Source organism: Kribbella sp. NPDC050281 (assembly GCF_040655855.1).
Lineage (GTDB): Bacteria > Actinomycetota > Actinomycetes > Propionibacteriales > Kribbellaceae > Kribbella.
Genome location: NZ_JBFAKS010000049.1, coordinates 40250 through 59964 on the forward strand (window position 1 = coordinate 40250; position 19715 = coordinate 59964).

Consider the following 19715-nt stretch of genomic DNA (forward strand, 5'->3'; position numbering starts at 1 on the left):
CTGCTCAGCACCAGTCACCTATCCAGCCACCGCGCAGACGACACACCGCTCCGGCCAACGACCGCAGGAGGTCATGGGAGGGGACGTTTGGCGGCGTTTCGCAGGCGGATGGCCCGGCCTACGTAGTCGATGCCGGTGACGATCGTCACGATGACGGCTGCGGCCATCACCACCATGGCGGTCCAGTGGAGGACCGCCACCGATTGCCACGGAAGGAGGTAGAGGCCGAGAGCGATCGCCTGGAGGACGGTCTTCAGCTTGCCGCCGCGACTGGCGGGCATCACGCCGTGCCGGATCACCCAGAAGCGGAGGGCCGTGACACCCCACTCGCGGACCATCACGACCACAGTGACCCACCACGGGAGCTCGCCGAGGATGGACAGGCCGATGAAGGCCGCTCCGGTGAGCGCCTTGTCCGCGATCGGGTCGGCGATCTTGCCGAAGTTCGTGACCATGTTCCACCGGCGGGCGATGTCGCCGTCGAAGCGGTCGGTGACGATCGCGACCACGAACGCGGCGGTGGCGAGCAACCGGTTGCCGTCTTCGGTGCCACCGTCGCGCAGCAGCAGCCAAACGAAGAGCGGGACCAGCGCGAGCCGCAACACCGTCAGCGCGTTCGGCACGTTCCACGCGCTGGGCGCGTGGAGGTGGCCGGCTGCGCGCGGCGCCGGGTTCGGCGGGTTGGTCACGCGGTCAGATTAGCTGCCCGACGGCTGTCCTGGGGGCTCACGAGTGCCGCGAACTCTGCGATCAGGTCCACACCGTCCGTCCCGACCACCTTCGCCGAGACTATGTCCCCGACGTTCACGTCGTCCGGAAGACCGATCACCGTCGTCGAACCGTCCACCTCGGGGCCCTGATGAGCCGCCCGCCCCTCACCCGACCGCCCGTCTGCCCGGTCGGTGTCGGCGTCGGTGTCGGCTTCCGTGTTGGCTTCCGTGTCGGCTTCGGTGGCTGGGTCCGTGCTTGGGTCGACGGACTCGAGGAGAATCTCGAGGAGCTCGCCGACACGGGACTCGGCGCGGGCAGAGGTGAGGTCCTCGGCGAGGCGGGTCACGCGGTCGAGGCGCGCGGCGATGGTGTCCTCATCGAGTTTGCCGTCGTACGTCTCGGCCTCGGTGCCGTCCTCGTCGGAGTACCCGAAGACGCCGATCGCGTCGAGGCCGGCGCGGGACAGGAAGTCGCACAGGATGTCGACGTCCTCCTCCGTCTCCCCGGGGAAGCCGACGATCACGTTGCTGCGGATGCCTGCCGTGGGAGCCGTGGCGCGGACCTGGGCGATCAGGTCCAGGAAGCGTTCGGCGTCACCGAAACGGCGCATGCGGCGCAGGAGCGGGCCGGAGGCGTGCTGGAAGGAGAGGTCGAAGTACGGGACGACGCCGGGGGTCGACGTCATCGCGGTGATGAGGGTCGGGCGCATCTCCGCGGGCTGCAGGTAGGAGACCCGAATGCGGGCGATACCCGGGACTTCCGCGATCTCGCTGACCAGGGTCTCGAGCAGGCGGAGGTCGCCGAGGTCCTTGCCGTAGGACGTGGAGTTCTCGGAGACGAGGAACAGTTCGCGGACGCCGTTCTCCGCGAGCCACTGGGCCTCGCCGAGCACCTCGGTCGGACGGCGGGAGACGAAGGCGCCGCGGAACATCGGGATCGCACAGAACGCACAACGCCGGTCGCAGCCGGACGCCAGCTTCAGTGGAGCCATCGGTCCACCGTCCAGCCGACGACGCACAACCCGCGGCCCGCTCGCCGGCGCCGACGCGAGATCCGGCGCGTCGATCGTCAACTCCTCGGGGGCAGTCGTGACGAAGCGTCCCTTGAGAGGTTGAGGTCCGTCGTCAGATTCCGCCGACTCAGTGGACCGCACCGGCTTGAGTTCGGCTGGGATGTGGTCGCCGTGGCCGGGGATGGCTACGCCGGTCGTGGCGGCTCGGGCGGAGGGGGCCAGCGGGAGGAGCTTGCGGCGGTCGCGCGGGACGTGGGGCTGGTGCTTGGTGCCGGAGAGGATCGAGCGGAGGCGGTCGGAGATGTCCGCGTAGTCGTCGAAGCTGAGGACTGCGTCGGTCTCGGGGAGCGCGTCGGCGAGTTGTTCGCCGTACCGCTCGGCAAGGCAGCCGACTGCGACGACTGCCTGGGTGCGGCCGGAGTCCTTGTAGTCAGCGGCGGCCAGGAGGGTGTCGACCGAATCCTTCTTGGCGGCCTCGACGAAGCCACAGGTGTTCACCACCACGGTGTCCGCTTCGGCGGCGTCCTCGACGAGCCGGAAGCCGCCGGCTTCGAGACGGCCGGCGAGTTCCTCGGAGTCGACATCGTTGCGGGCACAGCCCAGCGTGACCAGGGCGACGGTGGTGGGTGGCGTAGTCATCCCCACGAGTATGACTCGCCGCGCAGTCCCCCACCTAACCAGCCATCACCTGCCGTACCGCCTGCACACCACACCGCACGCGCCAGTTCTGGCGGGCGGCGCACGCGGCGCCGAAGCGCAGCAGCGCCGACTACCGGTTCGACAGGAGTCAGCGGGATGACGCTCCCGGTTGGCGGTGTCAGGACGGCTTTTGGATGGTGCCGTCGGGTTTGACGGTGAAGCGGTAGAGGGTGGTGCGCAGGCGCTCGCCGTTCAGGCTCAGGACCAGGTTGGCGGGCACGCCGATGGAGACGCGGACGATGCCCTTGTTGATGACGGTCTGGGTCACGCCGGGACCGACCATCCCCTGGAAGAGGCGCTTACCCTTGCTGTTCCGCAACGTGACGTACGAGCCATCGCCCTTCGCGGTCAGCACCAGCCTGACGTGAGTGGCGACTGGCTTCGGCGGCGGCTTGGGGGTGGCCTTCGGCGTGGGAGTCGGCTTCGGCGCCACCGGCGTGGTCACGGCCGGGGTGGTGCTGGCGGTGTTGGACGCGTTGGCCTCGATGTCGTTCGGCAGCGTGAAGAGGCGGACCATGCCCCAGCCCATCAAGCCGACCAGGATCGCGCCGACCACAACCGCCCAGCGCGGGCGGGCTGGATGCAGCGAGGGCCGTTTGACCACGGCACGTTCCTCGCGGCGGGACTTCTCCTCCTCGACGGCGTGCTCGGCGTCGAACGTCGCGAGCAGTGGTGCCGGGTCGGCCTTGACCACGCGAGCGATCGAGCGAATATGCCCGCGGGCGTAGAAGTTCCCACCGCAGCGAGAGAAGTCGTCGGCCTCCATGGCGACGAGCAGCCCGGTTCTGATCCGGGTAGCGGCACTCAGCTGCTCGATCGTCATGTCGGCCCGTTCGCGGGCCGCCGTGAGCTCGCTGCCGATGCTCACGTCCCCACCGTCCTCTCCATCGCCCGACTGGATGCTCGGACCGTCGTCGTCTTCGTCGACGGCTAGGACCCTCGACATCAAGTCAACGGCCTTGGTACGACGGGGTCACGCCAGACTCAGAGTTGTTCCCTGACCGGACATCTGGCGTCCGCCAGCATGTGCAGTGCCTGTACCACTTCCCCGTTCGACGGGCGTGCCGTCAACCCGAACGGTACCGCGAGTGACGAGCCGGTCAACCGCCGATTCGCATCAGTTCGCTTGCGACTGGAACTCGGCATCGCACCAAGGACGGGCCCAGGATCCTGTAAATGAACGGCAATCCGGCCGTCGTCGAGCGGATGGCGGCGCTTCAGCACCGTCACCTGGTCGATGTCCTCCCACCGGGTCCCGATCCATTCGTTGCCGATTCGCAACCGGATCCCGACATCGTCGGCGACCAGCATGTCCCCGACCGTCAACGCCCGCGCGCAGATCACGGCGAGTACGGCGAACGCCGCGGCCGCGATCCAGCGCAGTACGCCGGTCGGGCTGGTGGAGGCGGACGCGGCGAAGCCCACCGCGACGAGGGCCGCGCCGAGCGCCAGTCCCCCGTGCACCTTCTGGGAGGAACGGATGGTGAACGGCACCGGCCTGGGATCCATGTCGAAGCGATCGGTCCGGGGCTGCGCACTAGCGGCGGTCACGTCACTCTCCTCGCAGGGTCGCGATGAAGTCCTCTAGATCGTCCGGCTTGACCAGTACGTCGCGCGCCTTGGACCCCTCGCTCGGTCCCACGACTCCGCGGCTTTCCAGGATGTCCATCAGGCGGCCCGCCTTCGCGAAGCCGACGCGCAGCTTACGCTGCAACATCGACGTGGAGCCGAACTGCGTCGACACGATCAGCTCGGCTGCCTGCACGACCAGGTCGAGGTCGTCGCCGATCTCGTCGTCGAGATCCTTGCTCGGCCCGGCCACGGCGGTGACGTCCTCGCGGTACGTCGGCTCCAACTGCGTCTTGCAGTGCTCGACCACGCCGTGGATCTCGGACTCGGTCACCCACGCGCCCTGGATTCGCATCGGCTTGCTCGCACCCATCGGCAGGAACAGGCCGTCACCCTGACCGACCAGCTTCTCCGCACCGGGCTGGTCCAGGATGACGCGGCTGTCGGCCAGCGACGAGGTCGCGAACGCCAGCCGGGACGGGACGTTGGCCTTGATCAGACCGGTCACCACATCCACCGACGGCCGCTGGGTGGCGAGCACCAGGTGGATGCCGGCCGCGCGGGCCAACTGGGTGATCCGGACGATCGAGTCCTCGACGTCGCGCGGGGCGACCATCATCAGGTCGGCGAGCTCGTCGACGATCACCAGCAGATATGGGTACGGCGTCAACACGCGCTCACTGCCCGGCGGTGGCTTCACCTTGCCGCCGCGGACCGCCTTGTTGAAGTCGTCGACGTGCCGGAACCCGAATGCAGCGAGGTCGTCGTACCGCATGTCCATCTCGCGGACGACCCACTGCAGCGCCTCGGCCGCCTTCTTGGCGTTGGTGATGATCGGCGTGATCAGGTGCGGGATGCCCTCGTAGTGGTTCAGCTCGACCCGCTTGGGGTCGACCAGGATCATCCGCACCTCGTCCGGCGTGGCCCGCATCAGGACCGAGGTGATCAGCGAGTTGACGAACACCGACTTGCCCGAGCCGGTCGCACCCGCGACCAAGAGGTGCGGCATCTTCGCCATGTTCGCGACCACGAAGCCGCCCTCGACGTCCTTGCCCAGCCCGGCCACCATCGGGTGGTGGTCGTTGCGGGCGGTCGCGGAGCGGATCACGTCGCCGAGGCTGACGATCTCCTTGTCGGTGTTCGGGATCTCGATGCCGATCGCGGACTTGCCTGGGATCGGAGACAGGATCCGCACATCGGCCGACGCCACCGCATAGGCGATGTTCTTCGACAGGGCGGTGACCTTCTCGACCTTCACCGCCGAGCCGAGCTCGACCTCGTAGCGGGTCACTGTCGGACCGCGGGTGTAGCCGGTGATCTGCGCGTCGATGCCGAACTGCTCGAACACCTCGGTCAGCCGGTCGACCACCTGGTCGGACGCCTTGGTCCTTGCCTTGTGCACCGAACCCGGCTTGAGCATCTGGCCGTCGGGCAGCGTGTAGGTGATGTCGCCGGACAGGCTGAGCTGCTCCACGCGCTGCGGGATCGGCGTGTGCGGCGGGGGCTCCGGCGGCGCCTCCGCCGCCTTCTTCGGGGTGGCCACGGGCCCCGTGACGGCGGCACCGGCGGCCGCGGCGGCATCCACGTCGACGTCGTACGCGTCGTCCTCCGGCGGCGGGGCGGCCTTCGCCTTGCGGCCCCGCTTGGAGATCTCCCGTCCCTCGAGCACCGGCGAGTCGTACGGCTTGATCGTCGGCTCCCCGTCCTCGTCGAGGCCGGCAGCCTTGGCCCGGCGCTCCTTGCGGGTCAGCCGCACGGTGTCGTCGGTCGGGGCCGCCGCTACGGACGGAGCGTCCTCGGGCAGCGCCGTACGTCCCATCAGTACGTCGAACGCCGCGCGGACACGGAGCGGGATCGCATAGACCGGCGTCGCGGTGATGACCAGCGCACCGAAGATCGCGAGCAGGACCAGCAGCGGCGCGGCGACGTACTGCGTGAGCAGGTCCGAGAGCAGTGAGGAGACGACGTACCCGATCGCGCCGCCGGCGTCCTGCAGCGGGGCGTCGGCCGGGTTGCCGGGACGGGGCAGGCCGTTGGCGATGTGGACCAGGCCGAGTACGCCGAGCGAGACGGCGGTCCAGCCGATCACCTGACGTCCGGCCGGACCGTTGCGGTCCGGATGACGCAGCGTGCGGACCGCGACGAAGAGCAGCAGCAGCGGCACGGCCCAGCCGAGCATGCCGACGCTGCCACCGACGACGGTCCGGATGCCATGGCCGACCGCGCCCGGGAGGTCCCACCAGATGGCGGCGGCCACCACGACCGCCAGGCCGATCAGGAACATGCCGGCGCCGTCGCGGCGGTGCTCGGGGTCGAGGTCGCGGGCGCCGTGGCCGATACCGCGGACCATGCTGCCGAGCAGGTGCGCGATACCGATCCAGATCTTCACGACACCGCGGCCGAGAGCGATCATGGCGGCCGCGAACGGGCCCGCTCCGCCGTTTTTGGGCGTACTGGTCCGCGCGGCGGAGGATCCACCGCGCTTCGCGCTCTGCCCACGCTTCTGGGCTCCTGACGGACGGGAGCGTCCACCAGCGGCCGAACGAGCCGTACTCGGTCGTTTGGCTGCCGACTTCTGCGCCCGCGCCGGGGAAGACGTGCGGGTCGCCATATCTAGCAGGCTACCCCGATTACCTCTCGAGTCCCACGTGTCACACGCCGATCACGCTGCCCCATCCGTAGCGTCACAGCGCCGCCACACGGCTGCGAAGCCGGAAGAGGTGCCAGAGGACCACGTACCAGGCGAGCGCCGCCAGGCATCCGGAGGCGACTCCCGTCAGCACCGACCGGGCCGCCGCTTCGCCGACGAGGTCCGCCCTGCTCAGCTGCACGACGGCTCCGGCCAGACCGATGAGCACCATCGCGGCCAGGACGACGTACCGGACCCACGACGGGATGTGGTCGTGCGTGGCGACGGGCCGTGCGTCGACCCGGCGGTACCAGCGGTAGAGCCAGACGGCGAGGACCAGGCAGCCACCGACGGTGCTCACGTACTGCAGGATGCGGTTGACGTCCCACGCACCAGTCACCTGCGCCGCGAAGAACGAGTGGTACCGGCGGACGAAGTAGCCGTCGTAGTGGGTGAACGAGTCCCAGAGGACGTGCGTCAGGGCACCGATCACCGCCGACACGACCGTCCACAGCAGGACAGCCGTGGAGGGCATGCGCAAGGAGGGGGTGGGCAGGCGAGCAGCCAGACCGGACGGAGCGAGGGCGAGCAGCGGCCGCTTCACCACAACCTGGAAGGCCAGGAGCAGGATCAAAGCCAGGAGCGGGTCCAGCCAGAGGCCTGACGACAGCTTGTGCGTGAGGTCAGCGTGAAGTTGCCGTTGATCCCTTGCGTGGCGAAGCGGTAGATCGGGTCGAGGTACAAGAGGTCGGGCGCCACCGCACCTGCCACCAGGGCCGACGCCACCAGAGGACGTCGGACCAGGGGCAAGACGGCTGCGGGATGCGCGAGGGTGAACGGCACGCCCCGCAGCCTAGGTAGACCAGAGGTCAGAAGGTGGGCCAGCTTCCAGCCAGCGGCTGCTGGCCGACGCCGGGTGCCTTCCAGTCGCAGACACCGTTGGGGAACGCCTGCCGCAGCGACTCCCACTGAGCTGGAGTGAACGGCACCTTGTAGTCCGACGGCGTCAGCGGGTGGAGCCGGCACTTGATGATGTCGTTGGCAACGGATGCCCCGGCCACCTGCCGCGGCGCCGGCCACACCGGATACAAGGTGTTGCACCGGGTCGTGCCGATGCCGTTGATCTGCGTCTCGACGATCCTCTCGCCCTGCGGGCTCCAGCAGGCTTCCGCCAACGACGTCGGCTTGTTGCGCAGCAACCGAGCGTGCGGCGAGCCGGGCCTGGTGTCAGCGTCCGTCGCGTCCATCCAGTGGTCCAGCGCCGTCAGTGCGTCAGCCAGCACCGGGTTCGTCGTACTGAATCCACCCGGAGCGTCGCCGGCCTGCACCAGCATCACCTGGTTGGCCGCATCCCCGTTGGCCTTGCGCAGCCGCTCCCGCAGCGAGAACGAGTGGAAGATCAGGTGGATGTCGCCGTTCGGCAATTCGTCCCAGTACTGCCGGTAGTCGATGATCGGCGTACTCGCCAGTCCCCCGCCACCGTTGATCAGTTGCCCGGTCCGGTACGCCGTACTGATCGCCGCCGGATCCGCAACAGTCCGGGCGGGGACGAAGTTCGCGTCGGTGTCGAAGCCGCCGACCGCCCGGTTCAGGTCGAGGAACTGGTCCGCGGTGATCTTGCCGGAGTTCAGCGCGTCCAGGCCGTACTGGATGCCGACGTTGTCCAGCGGACGTCGCGCCGCGCCGGTCGCCGGATCCTTGCCCCAGACGTTCACCTGGTGGTCGTAGACGTCACAGCGCGCTCCGCCGGGGTTCGTCACCGGGTCGTACCGCTGCTCCACCGGAAGTTGCCCAGGGCAATAGACCCGCGGATCGATGCGGCGCCCGGCGCCGGCCAGGTTGGCGATCGTGCCGACCTTGCCAAAGCCCGCCGCGGCCCGCTTCTGCTCGTCGGTCCAGCCGGTCGCGGACTGGAAGTAGTGGTCCAGCAGCAGCGCGTCCGTGATCGTGTGCAGGGTCGCGAACCCGACCTCGGGGAACACGCAGGATGCGACGATGCCGTCCAGCAGCCCCGGGTAGTCGTCGGCGATCTGGAACACCTGGTACGACCCACCCGAGCAGCCCCAGCCGACGGTCTGCCGCGGTACGCCGATGGTCTCGGCGATGTGCTCCCGCGTCATCGACATCGTCTCGGCCGCGAGCACGCCGTTGCAGTTGACACCGAACACGTTCAGGCTCGACGACGCGACGGCATACCCGCGACCGAGCATCAGGTCGTCGTTGATGCCGCCGGTGCCGCTGCCCTGCTGGTACCAGCCGCCCGGGCAGCCGCCGCCGAAGGTGTAGACGAGCCGGCCGTTCCAGCCGGTCGGCGCGTGCCGGACGTCCGGCTCGCCTGCCGCCGGGTCGTGGAGTACGGCGTACTCGTAGATGGACCGGTTGATCACGCCGGTCTCGACGCGGACGATGTACGGCACGGTCCGGCCGTCCGAGGTGGTCGTGGTCGCGAGGTCCGCGGGCCGATCCGAGGGCAGCACTTTCAGCGAGCGGTCGATCGTGGACCGGTACAGGTAGTCGACCCGGGTCGGCACCGAGCAGTTCGCATCCGTTGGCGGTCCGAGCTTGACCTTCGCGAGCGTGGTGAAGTCGGCGGTCCCACAGATGTACGGCGTCTCGTGCGGCCCAGCGAGCATCGGACCTGTGCGCGGGTGGTTCGTGACCACCAGCCGCTCGCGGTCGGCCGTGATGGTGTTGCGGCCGTCCACGAGGCCGTCGACCAGGCCGGTCAGGTGATCACCGGTCCGGGCGAAGGCGTCGGTGACATCGCGCCCGTCCAGCCGGACGGTGAGGTGGTCGAGGTGCGGGCCGTAGACCCCGACCAGCACGTTGCCGTCGCTGACCATGTCCGGTCGGGGCGACGAGAGCACCTCCAGCCGGACACCCGCGGCGTGCGCGGGCACCGCGAGCAGGCTGGAGAGCAACGCGATCAGGAGCAGAACGAGGGCGGTCGGTCGCTTCATGCGACGAGTCGATCACAGTGCGATGCAGACCGGAAGGGTCAAGGCAATCGATTTCCAGATTGGAGTGGACCACTAGGCGCCGGTGGTGCCGTCCAGTTGCTCACGGACGAGGTCGGCGTGACCACAGTGCCGCGCGTACTCTCCGATGAGATGGATGTAGATCATCCGCAGCGTCGACTCAGTACCGCCGAAGGTGAATCGATCGTCGAGCGACCGCCCGGCGGCCGCGTCGTCGGACAGCTTCCACTCCGCGATCAGATCGTCGTACGCCGCCTGCGCCTCGGCCGGATCGATCAGTTCGAAGTCGGCGTCCTTGCCCAGTTCGGGCGCGAACAGCGGCTCGGCCGGCGAATCGTCGGCGAAGTGGATGCGGAACCAGATGCGCTCGACCTTGGTCAGGTGCCGGATCAGCCCGAGCAGCGAGAGATTCGATGGCGGCGACGGGCGCTCGGCCAACTGCTCCGCGGTCAGACCGGCGCACTTGAGCAGCAGCGTGGTGCGGTAGAAGGTCAGATACCCCTGCAGGAGCTCGCGCTCCGGCGCGGTCAGCGAGCCGTCGGGCCGGTCTACGTCAGGCGCTGTCCACTCCGTCGTCATGGCCCCTATCCAACACCAGCCTCCAGGTAGCGCAGCCCCTGCTTCATCCATTCGCGCGGATTGGTGTCGAGCCGCTCCGCCCAGGCCGGCTCGGACTCGCCGCGCAGCCAGGCGTAGCGCGCGAGTGCGTACCCGTACATCGCCTCGGTCAGGTAGCCGAGCTTGGAGGTTCGGTAGTGCGTATGGGTCCGGTAGAACTCGAAGGACGCGTTCGCGCTGAAGATCCCGAAGCCGACGAAGACCGTGAACAGGTCGGTCAGCGGTTCGCCGTCGCGCCGGTCCGGATCGATCCGGTCCTCGCCGAGAAGCCGCTCGTGGCCGAGCTCGTGGACCATGGTCGCGACCAGAGCCACCGGCCGCTGCGCCTGCTTCATGTCCACCGTCACCACGGTGACGCCGTCGCGCTGACGCCAGTGCGCTGCCGCCCCGGACGACTCGGAGTTCAACCCCAGATTCGCGACAAGCTCATCGGGCTCATCCGGCTCGAGGTCCAGCCGGACTCGGTCCACCGGCACCTCCACGTGATCGCACAACGTCCGGAACACCGCCCGTACGTCGTCCTCCGAGCCGCTGTACCCGGCCGGGAACCACGACTCCTCGGGAACCACCACCGGCCGGCGCAGGAGCTCGTCACCGAACTCGGCGACGAACCAGTCGAGATTCTCCTCGATCCAGAGCTGCTCCACGCTCCGGACCGGACAGCTGGCCTTCTTCCACCACATCCCCACCACCTCCCGCCCGGTCGGACGCACCAGCCGCGCGAATGGTTGCGGTCCGGACCGGCGTCTCAACATGCGTGCGACGATCTCACATCACGAGATCGGGCTGGCGTGGATCGAGGCCCGTTCGTTACCGTTCTCGGCAGGTCATGAGTGCCAGCGTCAAGCCCCGGCTTGCTGGCCGGCAACCCTCCTCCGCGGTGGGGTGCCCCGGGTGAAGACCGGGCCGTGCGGATACCCCGTTCGGCAAGCGCGGACTTCCTGGGAGCAGCACCATGTCGATCCTCTCCATCCTCGAGCCTGCCAGTACGGCGACCCCGCGGCCGACCGTCGCCCGGCTCGCCACCGGCAGCGTCCCGGCCACCGTCGGCTCGGACCTCCTGGTCCCGCTGGCCGACGGCCGAGTGACGGACTACGCGAACTTCGACCACGGGGCCAGCGCGCCGTGTCTGGAGTCGGTCCGCGCCAGTGTCGAGGCCGCACTGCCGTCGTACGCGTCGGTGCATCGCGGCAACGGTTACGCCTCCCGCATCACCACGCAGTGGTACGAGCAGGCCCGCGCCGAGGTGCACGCCTTCGTCGGCGCCCGTGCGGACGACCAGGTGATCTTCACCCGGCAGACCACCGACGCGCTGAACCTGCTCGCACATGTGGTGCCGGCGGACGCGACCGTCATCGTTTTCGAGTCCGAGCACCACGCCGCGCTCCTCCCCTGGCCGGCCGAGCGGACCGTCCGCCTTGCCGCGCCGAGCTCCCCGACCGAGGCCGTGACGAACGTCGCGGACGCGCTCCGGGCCGCGCCCGAAGGCCCCCGGCTGGTCGTGGTCACGGGTGCATCGAACGTCACGGGTGAGATCTTCCCGATCGCCGAGATCACCGCAGTAGCCAAGGCCCACGGGGCGAGGGTCTGCCTGGACGCCGCCCAGCTCGCGCCCCACCGCGCCGTTGACATCGAGAAGCTGGATGTCGACTGGGTCGCACTGTCCGGCCACAAGCTCTACGCCCCGTACGGCGCTGGTGCGCTCATCGGTCGCGTGGACTGGTTCGACGCCGCCGCCCCCTACCTGTACGGCGGCGGCGCCACGACCGCAGTCACGGGCGACACCGTGGTCTGGGCTACCGGCCCGGCTCGCCATGAGGGCGGCTCCCCCAACGTCATCGGTGCGATCGCACTGGCCTCCGCGTGTGCCGCGATCACCAAGCATCGCGACGCCATCGAGCAGCACGAGCGCAGTCTGCTGGCCCGGCTCCGCACCGGTCTCGCCCAGCTCCCCGGCGTCACGACGTACTCGATCTTCGCTGAGGACGCGGACCGCGTCGGCACTGTCTGTTTCACGATCGCAGGGCTGAGCTCGAAGCTCGTGTCGGCGGCGCTCAGTGCGGAGTACGGCATCGGTGTGCGTGACGGCAAGTTCTGCGCCCACCCCCTGGTCGGCCACCTGCTCGCCGGCTCCCCCGAGCACGGCACTGCCGTCCGCGCGAGCCTTGGCCTCGGTACGACGCGTGAGCACGTGGACCGTCTCGTCAACGCCGTACGGACGCTCGCCACGAGCGGACCGCGGACGGAGTACGAGGACGCCGCCCACGGCTGTCAGCCCGTTGATGACCCGCGCGACCTCCAGGCACCGCGGATCTGGTGAAGACCCGCCTCCTACTGCTCAGGAGTCACGAGACCTACGTGGTGAGCAGCGAACGCCAGTAGGTCCGCCCATTCCGACGCGACCATTGCAGCGGGCTTGCCGAAGCCGTGACCGGTGTTGACCTCGATCCGAGTCAAGATCGGTGCGGCCGAGGACTGGGCATGCTGCAGCGTCGCGATGAACTTGTGACTGTGCAACGGCACGACGCGATCGTCGTGGTCGCCGGTGACCACGAGCGTCGCCGGGTACGACGTACCGTCGCGCAGACTGTGGAGCGGTGAGTAGGCCAGCAGGTCCTCGAACTGCGACGCGTCGTCCGGATGCCCGAAGTCGGAGGCCCAGGCGGCTCCCACGGTGAACAGATGGAAGCGCAACATGTCCATGACACCCACGCCCGGCAGGGCGACCGCGAAGAGGTCCGGGCGCTGCGCCATCACCGCACCGACGAGCAGACCGCCGTTGCTGCGGCCGTGGATCGCCAGCTGCTCCGGAGTGGTCACGCGGGTGTCGCGCAGGTGCTCGGCCACGGCGATGAAGTCGTCGAACACGTTCTGCTTGTTCTTGAGCCGCCCGGCGTCGTGCCAGTCGCTGCCGTACTCACCACCACCGCGCAGGTTGGCGATCACCAGCACTCCGCCGGCCGCGAGCCACGCCGGCCAACCCGGCCGGTAGTCGGCCAGGACCGGGATGCGGAAACCTCCGTACCCCCACATGAGAGTTGGGCGCGGCTGTGAGAAGTCCAGGTCGGAGCGAGTGATCAGGAAGTACGGCACGTCGCGGCCCGGCGCGATCCGGCGAGTGACCGTGACCGACGGTGGAGTGAAGCCACCTCCGCCACGGACCAGCTCTGGCAACGCACGCACAGAGCCCGACCCGGCCGATACGACGTACGAGAGTGTGGGATCGGTGGTGGTCGACAGGCCGACGAAGATCTCGTCGTACTCCGGCGACGCGTTGAGACCGACCACTCCCCCGCCTGGCACGTCGACAACGCGAGCACCGGAGCCGTCCAGCGCGTAAAGCGTCAGCACCGGCTGTGCGTCGACAAGTGTGAGGGTCGTCAGGCCGGCCGCCGTGCCGCGGACCGCCTGCAGGGTCGCCTCGCCCTCCGGGATCAGATCGGTGAACGTGCCGTCCAGCGAGGAGAGCACCACGCGACCACGCGACGCGTCCCGGTCGGTTCGCAGCACGAGCTGATCACCGGACATCCGCACGAACGCGATCTCGTCGGTGAACTCGTCCACGACCTTGACCGGATCGCCGAGGCCGTCCGACGTGATCGGGAAGACCCAGAGCCGGGTCGCCGGGTCGGTGCCCTCGGTGATGTGCACGACCAGGTAGCGGTCGTCCTCGGACACCTCGGGCGTGATGAAGTAGCGGTCCTCGTCGGGGAAGCTCAGCACCAGCTCGTCCGACGACTGCGGATCGCCGACCTTGTGCAGCATCAGCCGTCCACCGGTCAGCGACTTCGTCTCCGTGCCCTCGCTCCGGCCGGTCGGCGGATAGTGCAGATAGAGGTACGCCGAACTGTCCGGGAGCCAGGTGGCCTCACAGAACTTCGCCTCAGTGACACCGTCGTCCACCGCGGTGCCGGTGGCGATGTCGAGCAGCCGGAACGTCGTCCAGTCGCTGCCGCTCTCGTTGATGCCGTAGGCGAAGTACTTGCCGTCCGGGCTGACGGTGAAGGAGCCCAGCGAGTCGGTGCCGTCGGCGGACAGCGTGTTCGGGTCGATCAGGACCCGGCCGCCGTCGAGCAGTTCCTCGAGCGACTCCGCGACGTACACGACGTCCTGCGCCTGGGTGCCGTCGTTGCGGCCGGCGAAGTACCAGCCGGCCTTCTTCGCCGGTACGCCGGCCCGCGGCCGCGCCAGGATCGCGGACATCGTGGCCTCGAACCACTCCCGCTCCGGGTACGTCGACAGCTCGGCCTGGGTGAACTCGTTCTGCCGGCGGACCCAGTCCTGGGTCTCGGCGGAGTCCGGGTCCTCCAGCCAGCGGTACGGGTCGGCGATCTGGTGGCCGTGCAGCGTGTCGACGACGTCGTCGCGACGGCTCTCGGGGTAAGCGGCGGTCATGCGATCCAACCTATCCGGCCAGTGCGACTCTCAGCACAAGCCCGTACGTCGGCCGCGGGTCGACATCGTCGTGCCGCGAGCGTCGTACCCACCGCCCCCGGTGGGCGGCATCCCGCGCAGGCGCCGGAGGCAGGTGGGTACGACGGGCCCTCAGTGGCGGGCCGGGTTGATGTCCTGGGACCAGAGCACGGTGCCGAACAGGTTGCGCAGGGACGCGGTGAACACGCCGCTGCGCGGGTCGATCGAGACATGACCGAAGAACTGGTTGCCGCTGGCCGGCGACTGGCTCGGGAAGTCGGCCGCCTTCACGAACTCGACCTTCGGACCGAACGTCGAGTCCAGTGCGTTCGGGCCGAACGCGCCCGCGTTGACCGGGCCGGCCACGAGCTCCCAGAACGGGTCGAAGTCGGTGTAGGCCGCGCGGGACGGGTCGTAGTGGTGAGCCGCGGCGTAGTGCACGTCCGCGGTCAGCCAGATCGTGTTGCGGACCTTGCGCCGCTTGAACTGGCTCAGCACCCAGGCGATCTCGTGCTCACGGCCGCCGGGCGCGCCGCTGACGCCGTTCGCGACGGCCTCGATCAGCGTGCCGTCCGGAACCAGCAGGCCGAGCGGCATGTCGCTCGCGATCACCTTCCAGGTCGCGTTCGACGCGGCCGCCTCGCGGACCAGCCACGCGGCCTGCTCGGCGCCGAGCATCGCGACCGGGCCGACGGTGTCGGGCGTCGGGTTCGCGCCGCGGTACGTCCGCATGTCCAGGCAGAACACGTCGAGCAACGCGCCGTAGCTCACCTTGCGGTAGATCCGGTTCCGGCCGGCCGGGTGCACCATCGGCAGGTATTCGAGGAACGCCTTCCGGGCCCGGGCCGCCAGGACGTCGACCCGCTTCTCGGTGTAGCGGTCGTCGGTGAGGATCTCACCGGGATACCAGTTGTTCAGCGTCTCGTGGTCGTCCCACTGGCTGACGATCGGAACGTCGGCGTACAGCGCCCGGACGTTGTGGTCGAGCAGGTTGTACTTGTACCGGCCGCGGTACTCGGCCAGCGTCTCGGCGACCTTGGAGACCTCCTCGGTCACCACGTTCTTCCAGACGGTGCCGTCGGCAACCTTCAGCTCGGCCTCGATCGGGCCGTCGGCGTAGATGTTGTCGCCGGAGTGCAGGAAGAAGTCCGGCCGGGTCTGGTGCATGGCCTTGTACGCCGCCATGCCGCCGATCTCCGGGTTGATCCCGTACCCCTGTCCGGCGGTGTCGCCGGTCCACACGAACGACAGTCCGCGGTTGCGGCCCGGCGTACCGAACGACCCCTCGAGGGTCTCGCCGCGGCGGCCCTCGGAGTCCTCGAACGCGATCCGGTAGTCGTAGCGCTGGCCCGGGCGCAGGCCCTTCAGCGGAAGCTGTGCGGTGAAGTCGTCGTCGGGACCGGTGACCGGGCCACGCAACCGGATCGCCCGGTCGAAGCGGCCGTTGCTGGTCAGGTCGACGACCAGCCGGGCGCGGCGGTCGGTCCGGGACCAGACGACGGCGGAGTTCTCGGTGACGTCGCCCGACATGATCCCGGACGGCAGCGCGGGCCGGTCACGACGTACGACGTTGGGGGCCGCGGTAGCCACACTGGACTGGATTCCGGGGACAGCCAGGGAGGCACCGGCGACGGTGGATGCGGCCAAGAGCTGGCGGCGGCTCAAGTTCATGCCGCCAGCTTCCTCCGTGCCGGTGACGACCGGGTGAACCCCGGATGATCACCGCCCTGTCTCACATTGACACCGCCGGTTGCGTCAGGTCGGTGTCCGTGGTTCCGTGGTGGTACCAGCCACAGATACGTGGCGCTGCCCCAGACCCGGTAGCGCATCGCGATCGATGCACTCCCGGAGCGGGGCGTTTCTCATGTCGCAACTCGTCGAGGATGACGACCACCCGCAGCAGCGGTACGCAAGCCTCTATACCGAGCTATCCCGCACCGTGCGCGAGCTCGGGCTACTGAAGCGGCGCCACAGCTACTACTGGATCCGGATCGCCCTGGTGACAATCGCGTTCGCGGGCGTCTGGGCCGGAGTCGCCCTGCTCGGCAACTCGTGGCTCGTACTCCTCCTGGCCGGCGGGCTGGCGCTCGTGCTGACCCAGGTCGCGTTCCTCAGCCACGACGGCGCCCATCGGCAGATCTTCGACTCGAACCGATGGAACGACTGGACCACACGCCTGCTGGCCGCAGTCCTGGTCGGGATGAGCTCCGGCTGGTGGCACTCCAAGCACAGCCGCCACCACGCCGCGCCCAACCAGCTCGACCGCGACCCTGACATCGGCCCAGGAGTCATCGCCTTCACGCCCGAAGTCTTTGCCCAGCGCAAGGGTCTGCGCGGCTGGCTGACCCGGCGTCAGGGCTGGCTGTTCTTTCCGCTGCTCACCTTGGAGGGCCTGAGCCTCTACGTCGCCAGCCTGCGCCACCTGCTCCGGCGTACGGCGACCTCGGTAGAGCGCATCGAGGCCGCGATCGTGCTGACCCGGCTGGCGGGGTCGGTGGCGGTGCTGCTGATCCTGCTGCCGGTCGGCAAGGCCGGAGCGTTCTTCGGGCTGCAGCTGGCCGTGTTCGGGATCTGCCTCGGCGGGTCGTTCGCGCCGAACCACAAGGGCATGCCGCTCGTCCCGGCGACGATGAAACTCGACTTCCTCCGCCGCCAGGTGATGATGTCCCGCAACATCCGGGGCGGGATGATCGTGGACTTCGCGCTCGGCGGGCTCAACTACCAGATCGAGCATCACCTGTTCCCGAGCATGCCGCGGCCGACGCTGCGCCAGGTCCAGCCGATCGTTCGCGAGTACTGCGACCTGCACGGGGTGAAGTACACCGAGGTCGGACTGTTCACGTCGTACGGGATCGTCGTCGACTACCTGAACAACGTCGGGCTGAGGGCACGGGACCCGTTCCAGTGCCCGCTGGCCGCACAGTTGCGCTAGCCGGCACTTTGCCAACCGGACATCTGACCACGCGCTCACCGTCATGCCCGTTTGGCCGCGATGCTGGATGATGCACGCATGCGCACCCAGCAGCGGTACGTCAGCCTTTACACCGACCTCCTGCAGAACGTGCAGGAGCTCGGCCTCCTTCGACGCCGGCAGGGCTACTACCTCACGCGGATCAGTCTGGTCCTGACCGCTTTGCTGGCGATCGCAGTGGGCGTCGTACTGCTCGGCGACTCCTGGTTCCAGCTGTTGCTGGCCGGCGCGTTGGCGCTCGTACTCGTGCAGGTGGCGTTCCTCAGCCACGACAGCGCCCATCGGCAGATCTTCCACTCGGCGGCGCGGAACGACTGGACCGCACGAGTCCTGGCCGGCTGCATCGCCGGCATGAGCGTGACCTGGTGGCGGAACAAGCACAACCGGCACCACGCCGCGCCGAACCAGGTGGACAAGGATCCCGACGTACAACTCGACGCGATCGCCTTCACGCCGTACGCCGTTGCGAAGCGCGGGCGACTCGGTCAGTGGATCGCGGCGCGGCAGGGCTGGCTGTTCTTCCCGCTCCTGACGCTGGAAGGAATCGGCCTGCACTCGTCGAGCGTGCGGCACCTCCTGCGCCGCGACGCGAACCGGCTGGACCGGATCGAGGCCGCGGTCGTGATGTCGAGGATCGCCGGCTACGTGGCCGCGCTGTATCTGCTGCTGCCGATGGGCAAGGCCAGCGCCTTCCTGGGGCTGCAGCTCGCGGTGTTCGGCGTCTGCCTCGGTGCCGCGTTCGCGCCGAACCACAAGGGCATGCCGCTCGTCCCGGCCGGGATGAAGCTCGACTTCCTCCGCCGCCAGGTGCTGATGTCCCGCAACATCCGCGGCGGCATGTGGACCGACTTCGCGCTGGGCGGGCTGAACTACCAGATCGAGCATCACCTGTTCCCGAGCATGCCGCGGCCGACGCTGCGCCAGGTCCAGCCGATCGTCCGCGAGTACTGCGCTCTGCACGGCGTCGCGTACACCGAGGTCGGCCTGTTCGAGTCGTACCGGATCGTCGTCGACTACCTGAACAACGTCGGGCTCAAAGCACGGGACCCGTTCCAGTGCCCGCTGGCGGCGGAACTCCGCTCAGCCGGTGGGCGGGATCTCGCCTGAGCCGCGGATCGTCAGCTTCACCGGGACGCGGACCGTGCGGCCCGGCCGGTGCGGCTCGGGCAGGCGCTCGGTCATCAACTGGATCGCGGTCCGCGCCATCACGTCGGCCGACTGCGCCACCGCGGTCAGCCCGGGGCTGAGCAGGTCGCCGAGCGCGAGGTCGTCGAACGACACCAACGCGACCTTGTCCCGCCGGCCGGCCAGTCCACGGAGCACCTCGGCGGTGGTCATGTTGTTTGCCGACAGCAACGCCGTGGCCGGCTCCGCCCGGTCCAGTACGGCGGACAGCGTGATGCCGATGCCCTCCGTGGTGGGCTCGGACAGGTGGACCAGGTCCTCGTCCACGTCGATCCGGTGCCGGGCCATCGCGGCCCGGTAGGCGACCACACGCTCGCGGGCGGTGAAGATCCGCTCGTCGTCACCGAGGTACGCGATCCGCCGGTGCCCCTGCCGGACCAGGTGGTCGATCGCCTGGTCGATGCCGCCGGCATTGTCGGCCAGCACCGCGTCGGCCTCGATCCCGTGCGCCGGCCGGTCGATCGTGACGACCGCCATCCCGGCGTCGACGTGCGGGGCGAGGTAGTCCTGGGTCTCCCCGATCGGCGCCATGATCAGCGCGTCCGGCCGGCGGGCGACGAACTCCAGGCAGACGTCCCGCTCCCGCTCGGGGTCCTCGTCGGTCAGGCCGATCATCACGACCGAACCGCTCGAGCGGGCCCACAGCTCGACGGCGCGGCCGAGCGAGGCGAAGAACGGGTCGCCGATGTCGCGGATGACCACCGCGATCGTCCCTGTCTTGCCCCGGCGCAGCATCCGGGCGCTCTCGTTCGGGGTGTAGTTGAGCTCCTTGATCGCCGCCTGGACCTTCGCGGTCAGCTCGGGGCTGACGTTCGGCTCCTCGTTCACCACCCGGGAGACCGTCTTCAGCGCGACGCCCGCCCGGGCCGCGACCTCCTTCATCGTGGGCCGGCGCTGCCCCGTGCCGTTCACCCCGCTGATGCTCACCCG

At 69.1% G+C, this 19715-nt stretch carries 16 protein-coding genes and 1 riboswitch; of the genes, 3 read left to right on the forward strand and 13 right to left on the reverse strand.

The window, feature by feature from the left end:
• Nucleotides 1–71: 71 nt before the first annotated feature.
• The 10 genes from pgsA to AB0I34_RS37885 form a co-directional block, all read right to left on the reverse strand.
• The gene (gene pgsA / locus AB0I34_RS37840) at nt 72–689 is read right to left on the reverse strand and encodes a CDP-diacylglycerol--glycerol-3-phosphate 3-phosphatidyltransferase (protein WP_360455215.1); all 618 of its coding nucleotides are present in this window, start codon (nt 687–689) and stop codon (nt 72–74) included.
• Nucleotides 686–2362 (reverse strand): 30S ribosomal protein S12 methylthiotransferase RimO, encoded by a 1677-nt coding sequence (gene rimO, locus AB0I34_RS37845; RefSeq protein WP_360455218.1) that lies wholly within the window; start codon nt 2360–2362, stop codon nt 686–688. Before rimO ends, pgsA begins: the two co-directional genes overlap by 4 nt.
• 178 nt (nt 2363–2540) lie before the next feature.
• The gene (locus tag AB0I34_RS37850; RefSeq protein ID WP_360455221.1) at nt 2541–3290 is read right to left on the reverse strand and encodes a RodZ domain-containing protein; all 750 of its coding nucleotides are present in this window, start codon (nt 3288–3290) and stop codon (nt 2541–2543) included.
• 116 nt (nt 3291–3406) lie between these two features.
• Entirely contained in the window at nt 3407–3973 is a 567-nt protein-coding gene (locus AB0I34_RS37855) for a hypothetical protein (RefSeq protein ID WP_360455224.1), read from the reverse strand.
• 1 nt (nt 3974) lies between these two features.
• Entirely contained in the window at nt 3975–6602 is a 2628-nt protein-coding gene (locus AB0I34_RS37860) for a DNA translocase FtsK 4TM domain-containing protein (protein ID WP_360455227.1), read from the reverse strand.
• A 73-nt stretch (nt 6603–6675) separates the two neighbouring features.
• The gene (locus AB0I34_RS37865) at nt 6676–7290 is read right to left on the reverse strand and encodes a DUF4184 family protein (protein WP_360455292.1); all 615 of its coding nucleotides are present in this window, start codon (nt 7288–7290) and stop codon (nt 6676–6678) included.
• Nucleotides 7251–7463 carry a DUF4184 family protein gene (locus tag AB0I34_RS37870; protein WP_360455230.1) on the reverse strand — a complete coding sequence of 71 codons (213 nt, stop codon included), beginning with the start codon at nt 7461–7463 and terminating at the stop codon, nt 7251–7253. Before AB0I34_RS37870 ends, AB0I34_RS37865 begins: the two co-directional genes overlap by 40 nt.
• Before the next feature lie 26 nt (nt 7464–7489).
• A complete protein-coding gene (locus tag AB0I34_RS37875; RefSeq protein ID WP_360455233.1) occupies nt 7490–9580 on the reverse strand; it encodes a DUF6351 family protein in 2091 nt (696 codons plus the stop codon).
• Between the two features lie 72 nt (nt 9581–9652).
• Nucleotides 9653–10177: a DinB family protein gene (locus AB0I34_RS37880; RefSeq protein ID WP_360455236.1), complete on the reverse strand. Its 525-nt coding sequence runs from the start codon at nt 10175–10177 to the stop codon at nt 9653–9655.
• Nucleotides 10178–10182: 5 nt separating this feature from the next.
• On the reverse strand, nt 10183–10971 hold the full coding sequence (locus AB0I34_RS37885) for a hypothetical protein (protein WP_360455239.1): 789 nt from the start codon (nt 10969–10971) through the stop codon (nt 10183–10185).
• A gap of 70 nt (nt 10972–11041) precedes the next feature.
• A riboswitch (SAM riboswitch) is annotated at nt 11042–11155 on the forward strand.
• A 16-nt stretch (nt 11156–11171) separates the two neighbouring features.
• Here AB0I34_RS37885 and AB0I34_RS37890 point away from each other — a divergent pair.
• Nucleotides 11172–12536 carry an aminotransferase class V-fold PLP-dependent enzyme gene (locus AB0I34_RS37890; RefSeq protein WP_360455241.1) on the forward strand — a complete coding sequence of 455 codons (1365 nt, stop codon included), beginning with the start codon at nt 11172–11174 and terminating at the stop codon, nt 12534–12536.
• An 11-nt stretch (nt 12537–12547) separates the two neighbouring features.
• Here AB0I34_RS37890 and AB0I34_RS37895 read toward each other — a convergent pair whose 3' ends face one another.
• Entirely contained in the window at nt 12548–14611 is a 2064-nt protein-coding gene (locus tag AB0I34_RS37895; RefSeq protein ID WP_360455244.1) for a prolyl oligopeptidase family serine peptidase, read from the reverse strand.
• Between the two features lie 150 nt (nt 14612–14761).
• Nucleotides 14762–16300, reverse strand: a complete 1539-nt coding sequence (locus AB0I34_RS37900) for an alkaline phosphatase D family protein (protein WP_360455247.1) — start codon at nt 16298–16300, stop codon at nt 14762–14764.
• A 193-nt stretch (nt 16301–16493) separates the two neighbouring features.
• Between AB0I34_RS37900 and AB0I34_RS37905 the strand changes: the two genes are divergently transcribed.
• Nucleotides 16494–17561 carry an acyl-CoA desaturase gene (locus tag AB0I34_RS37905; RefSeq protein ID WP_360455250.1) on the forward strand — a complete coding sequence of 356 codons (1068 nt, stop codon included), beginning with the start codon at nt 16494–16496 and terminating at the stop codon, nt 17559–17561.
• 78 nt (nt 17562–17639) lie between these two features.
• Nucleotides 17640–18707 carry an acyl-CoA desaturase gene (locus AB0I34_RS37910; protein ID WP_360455253.1) on the forward strand — a complete coding sequence of 356 codons (1068 nt, stop codon included), beginning with the start codon at nt 17640–17642 and terminating at the stop codon, nt 18705–18707.
• Here AB0I34_RS37910 and AB0I34_RS37915 read toward each other — a convergent pair.
• A complete protein-coding gene (locus AB0I34_RS37915) occupies nt 18681–19712 on the reverse strand; it encodes a LacI family DNA-binding transcriptional regulator (RefSeq protein ID WP_360455256.1) in 1032 nt (343 codons plus the stop codon). The two genes, AB0I34_RS37910 and AB0I34_RS37915, sit on opposite strands and share 27 nt — an antisense overlap.
• Between the last annotated feature and the right edge of the window lie 3 nt (nt 19713–19715).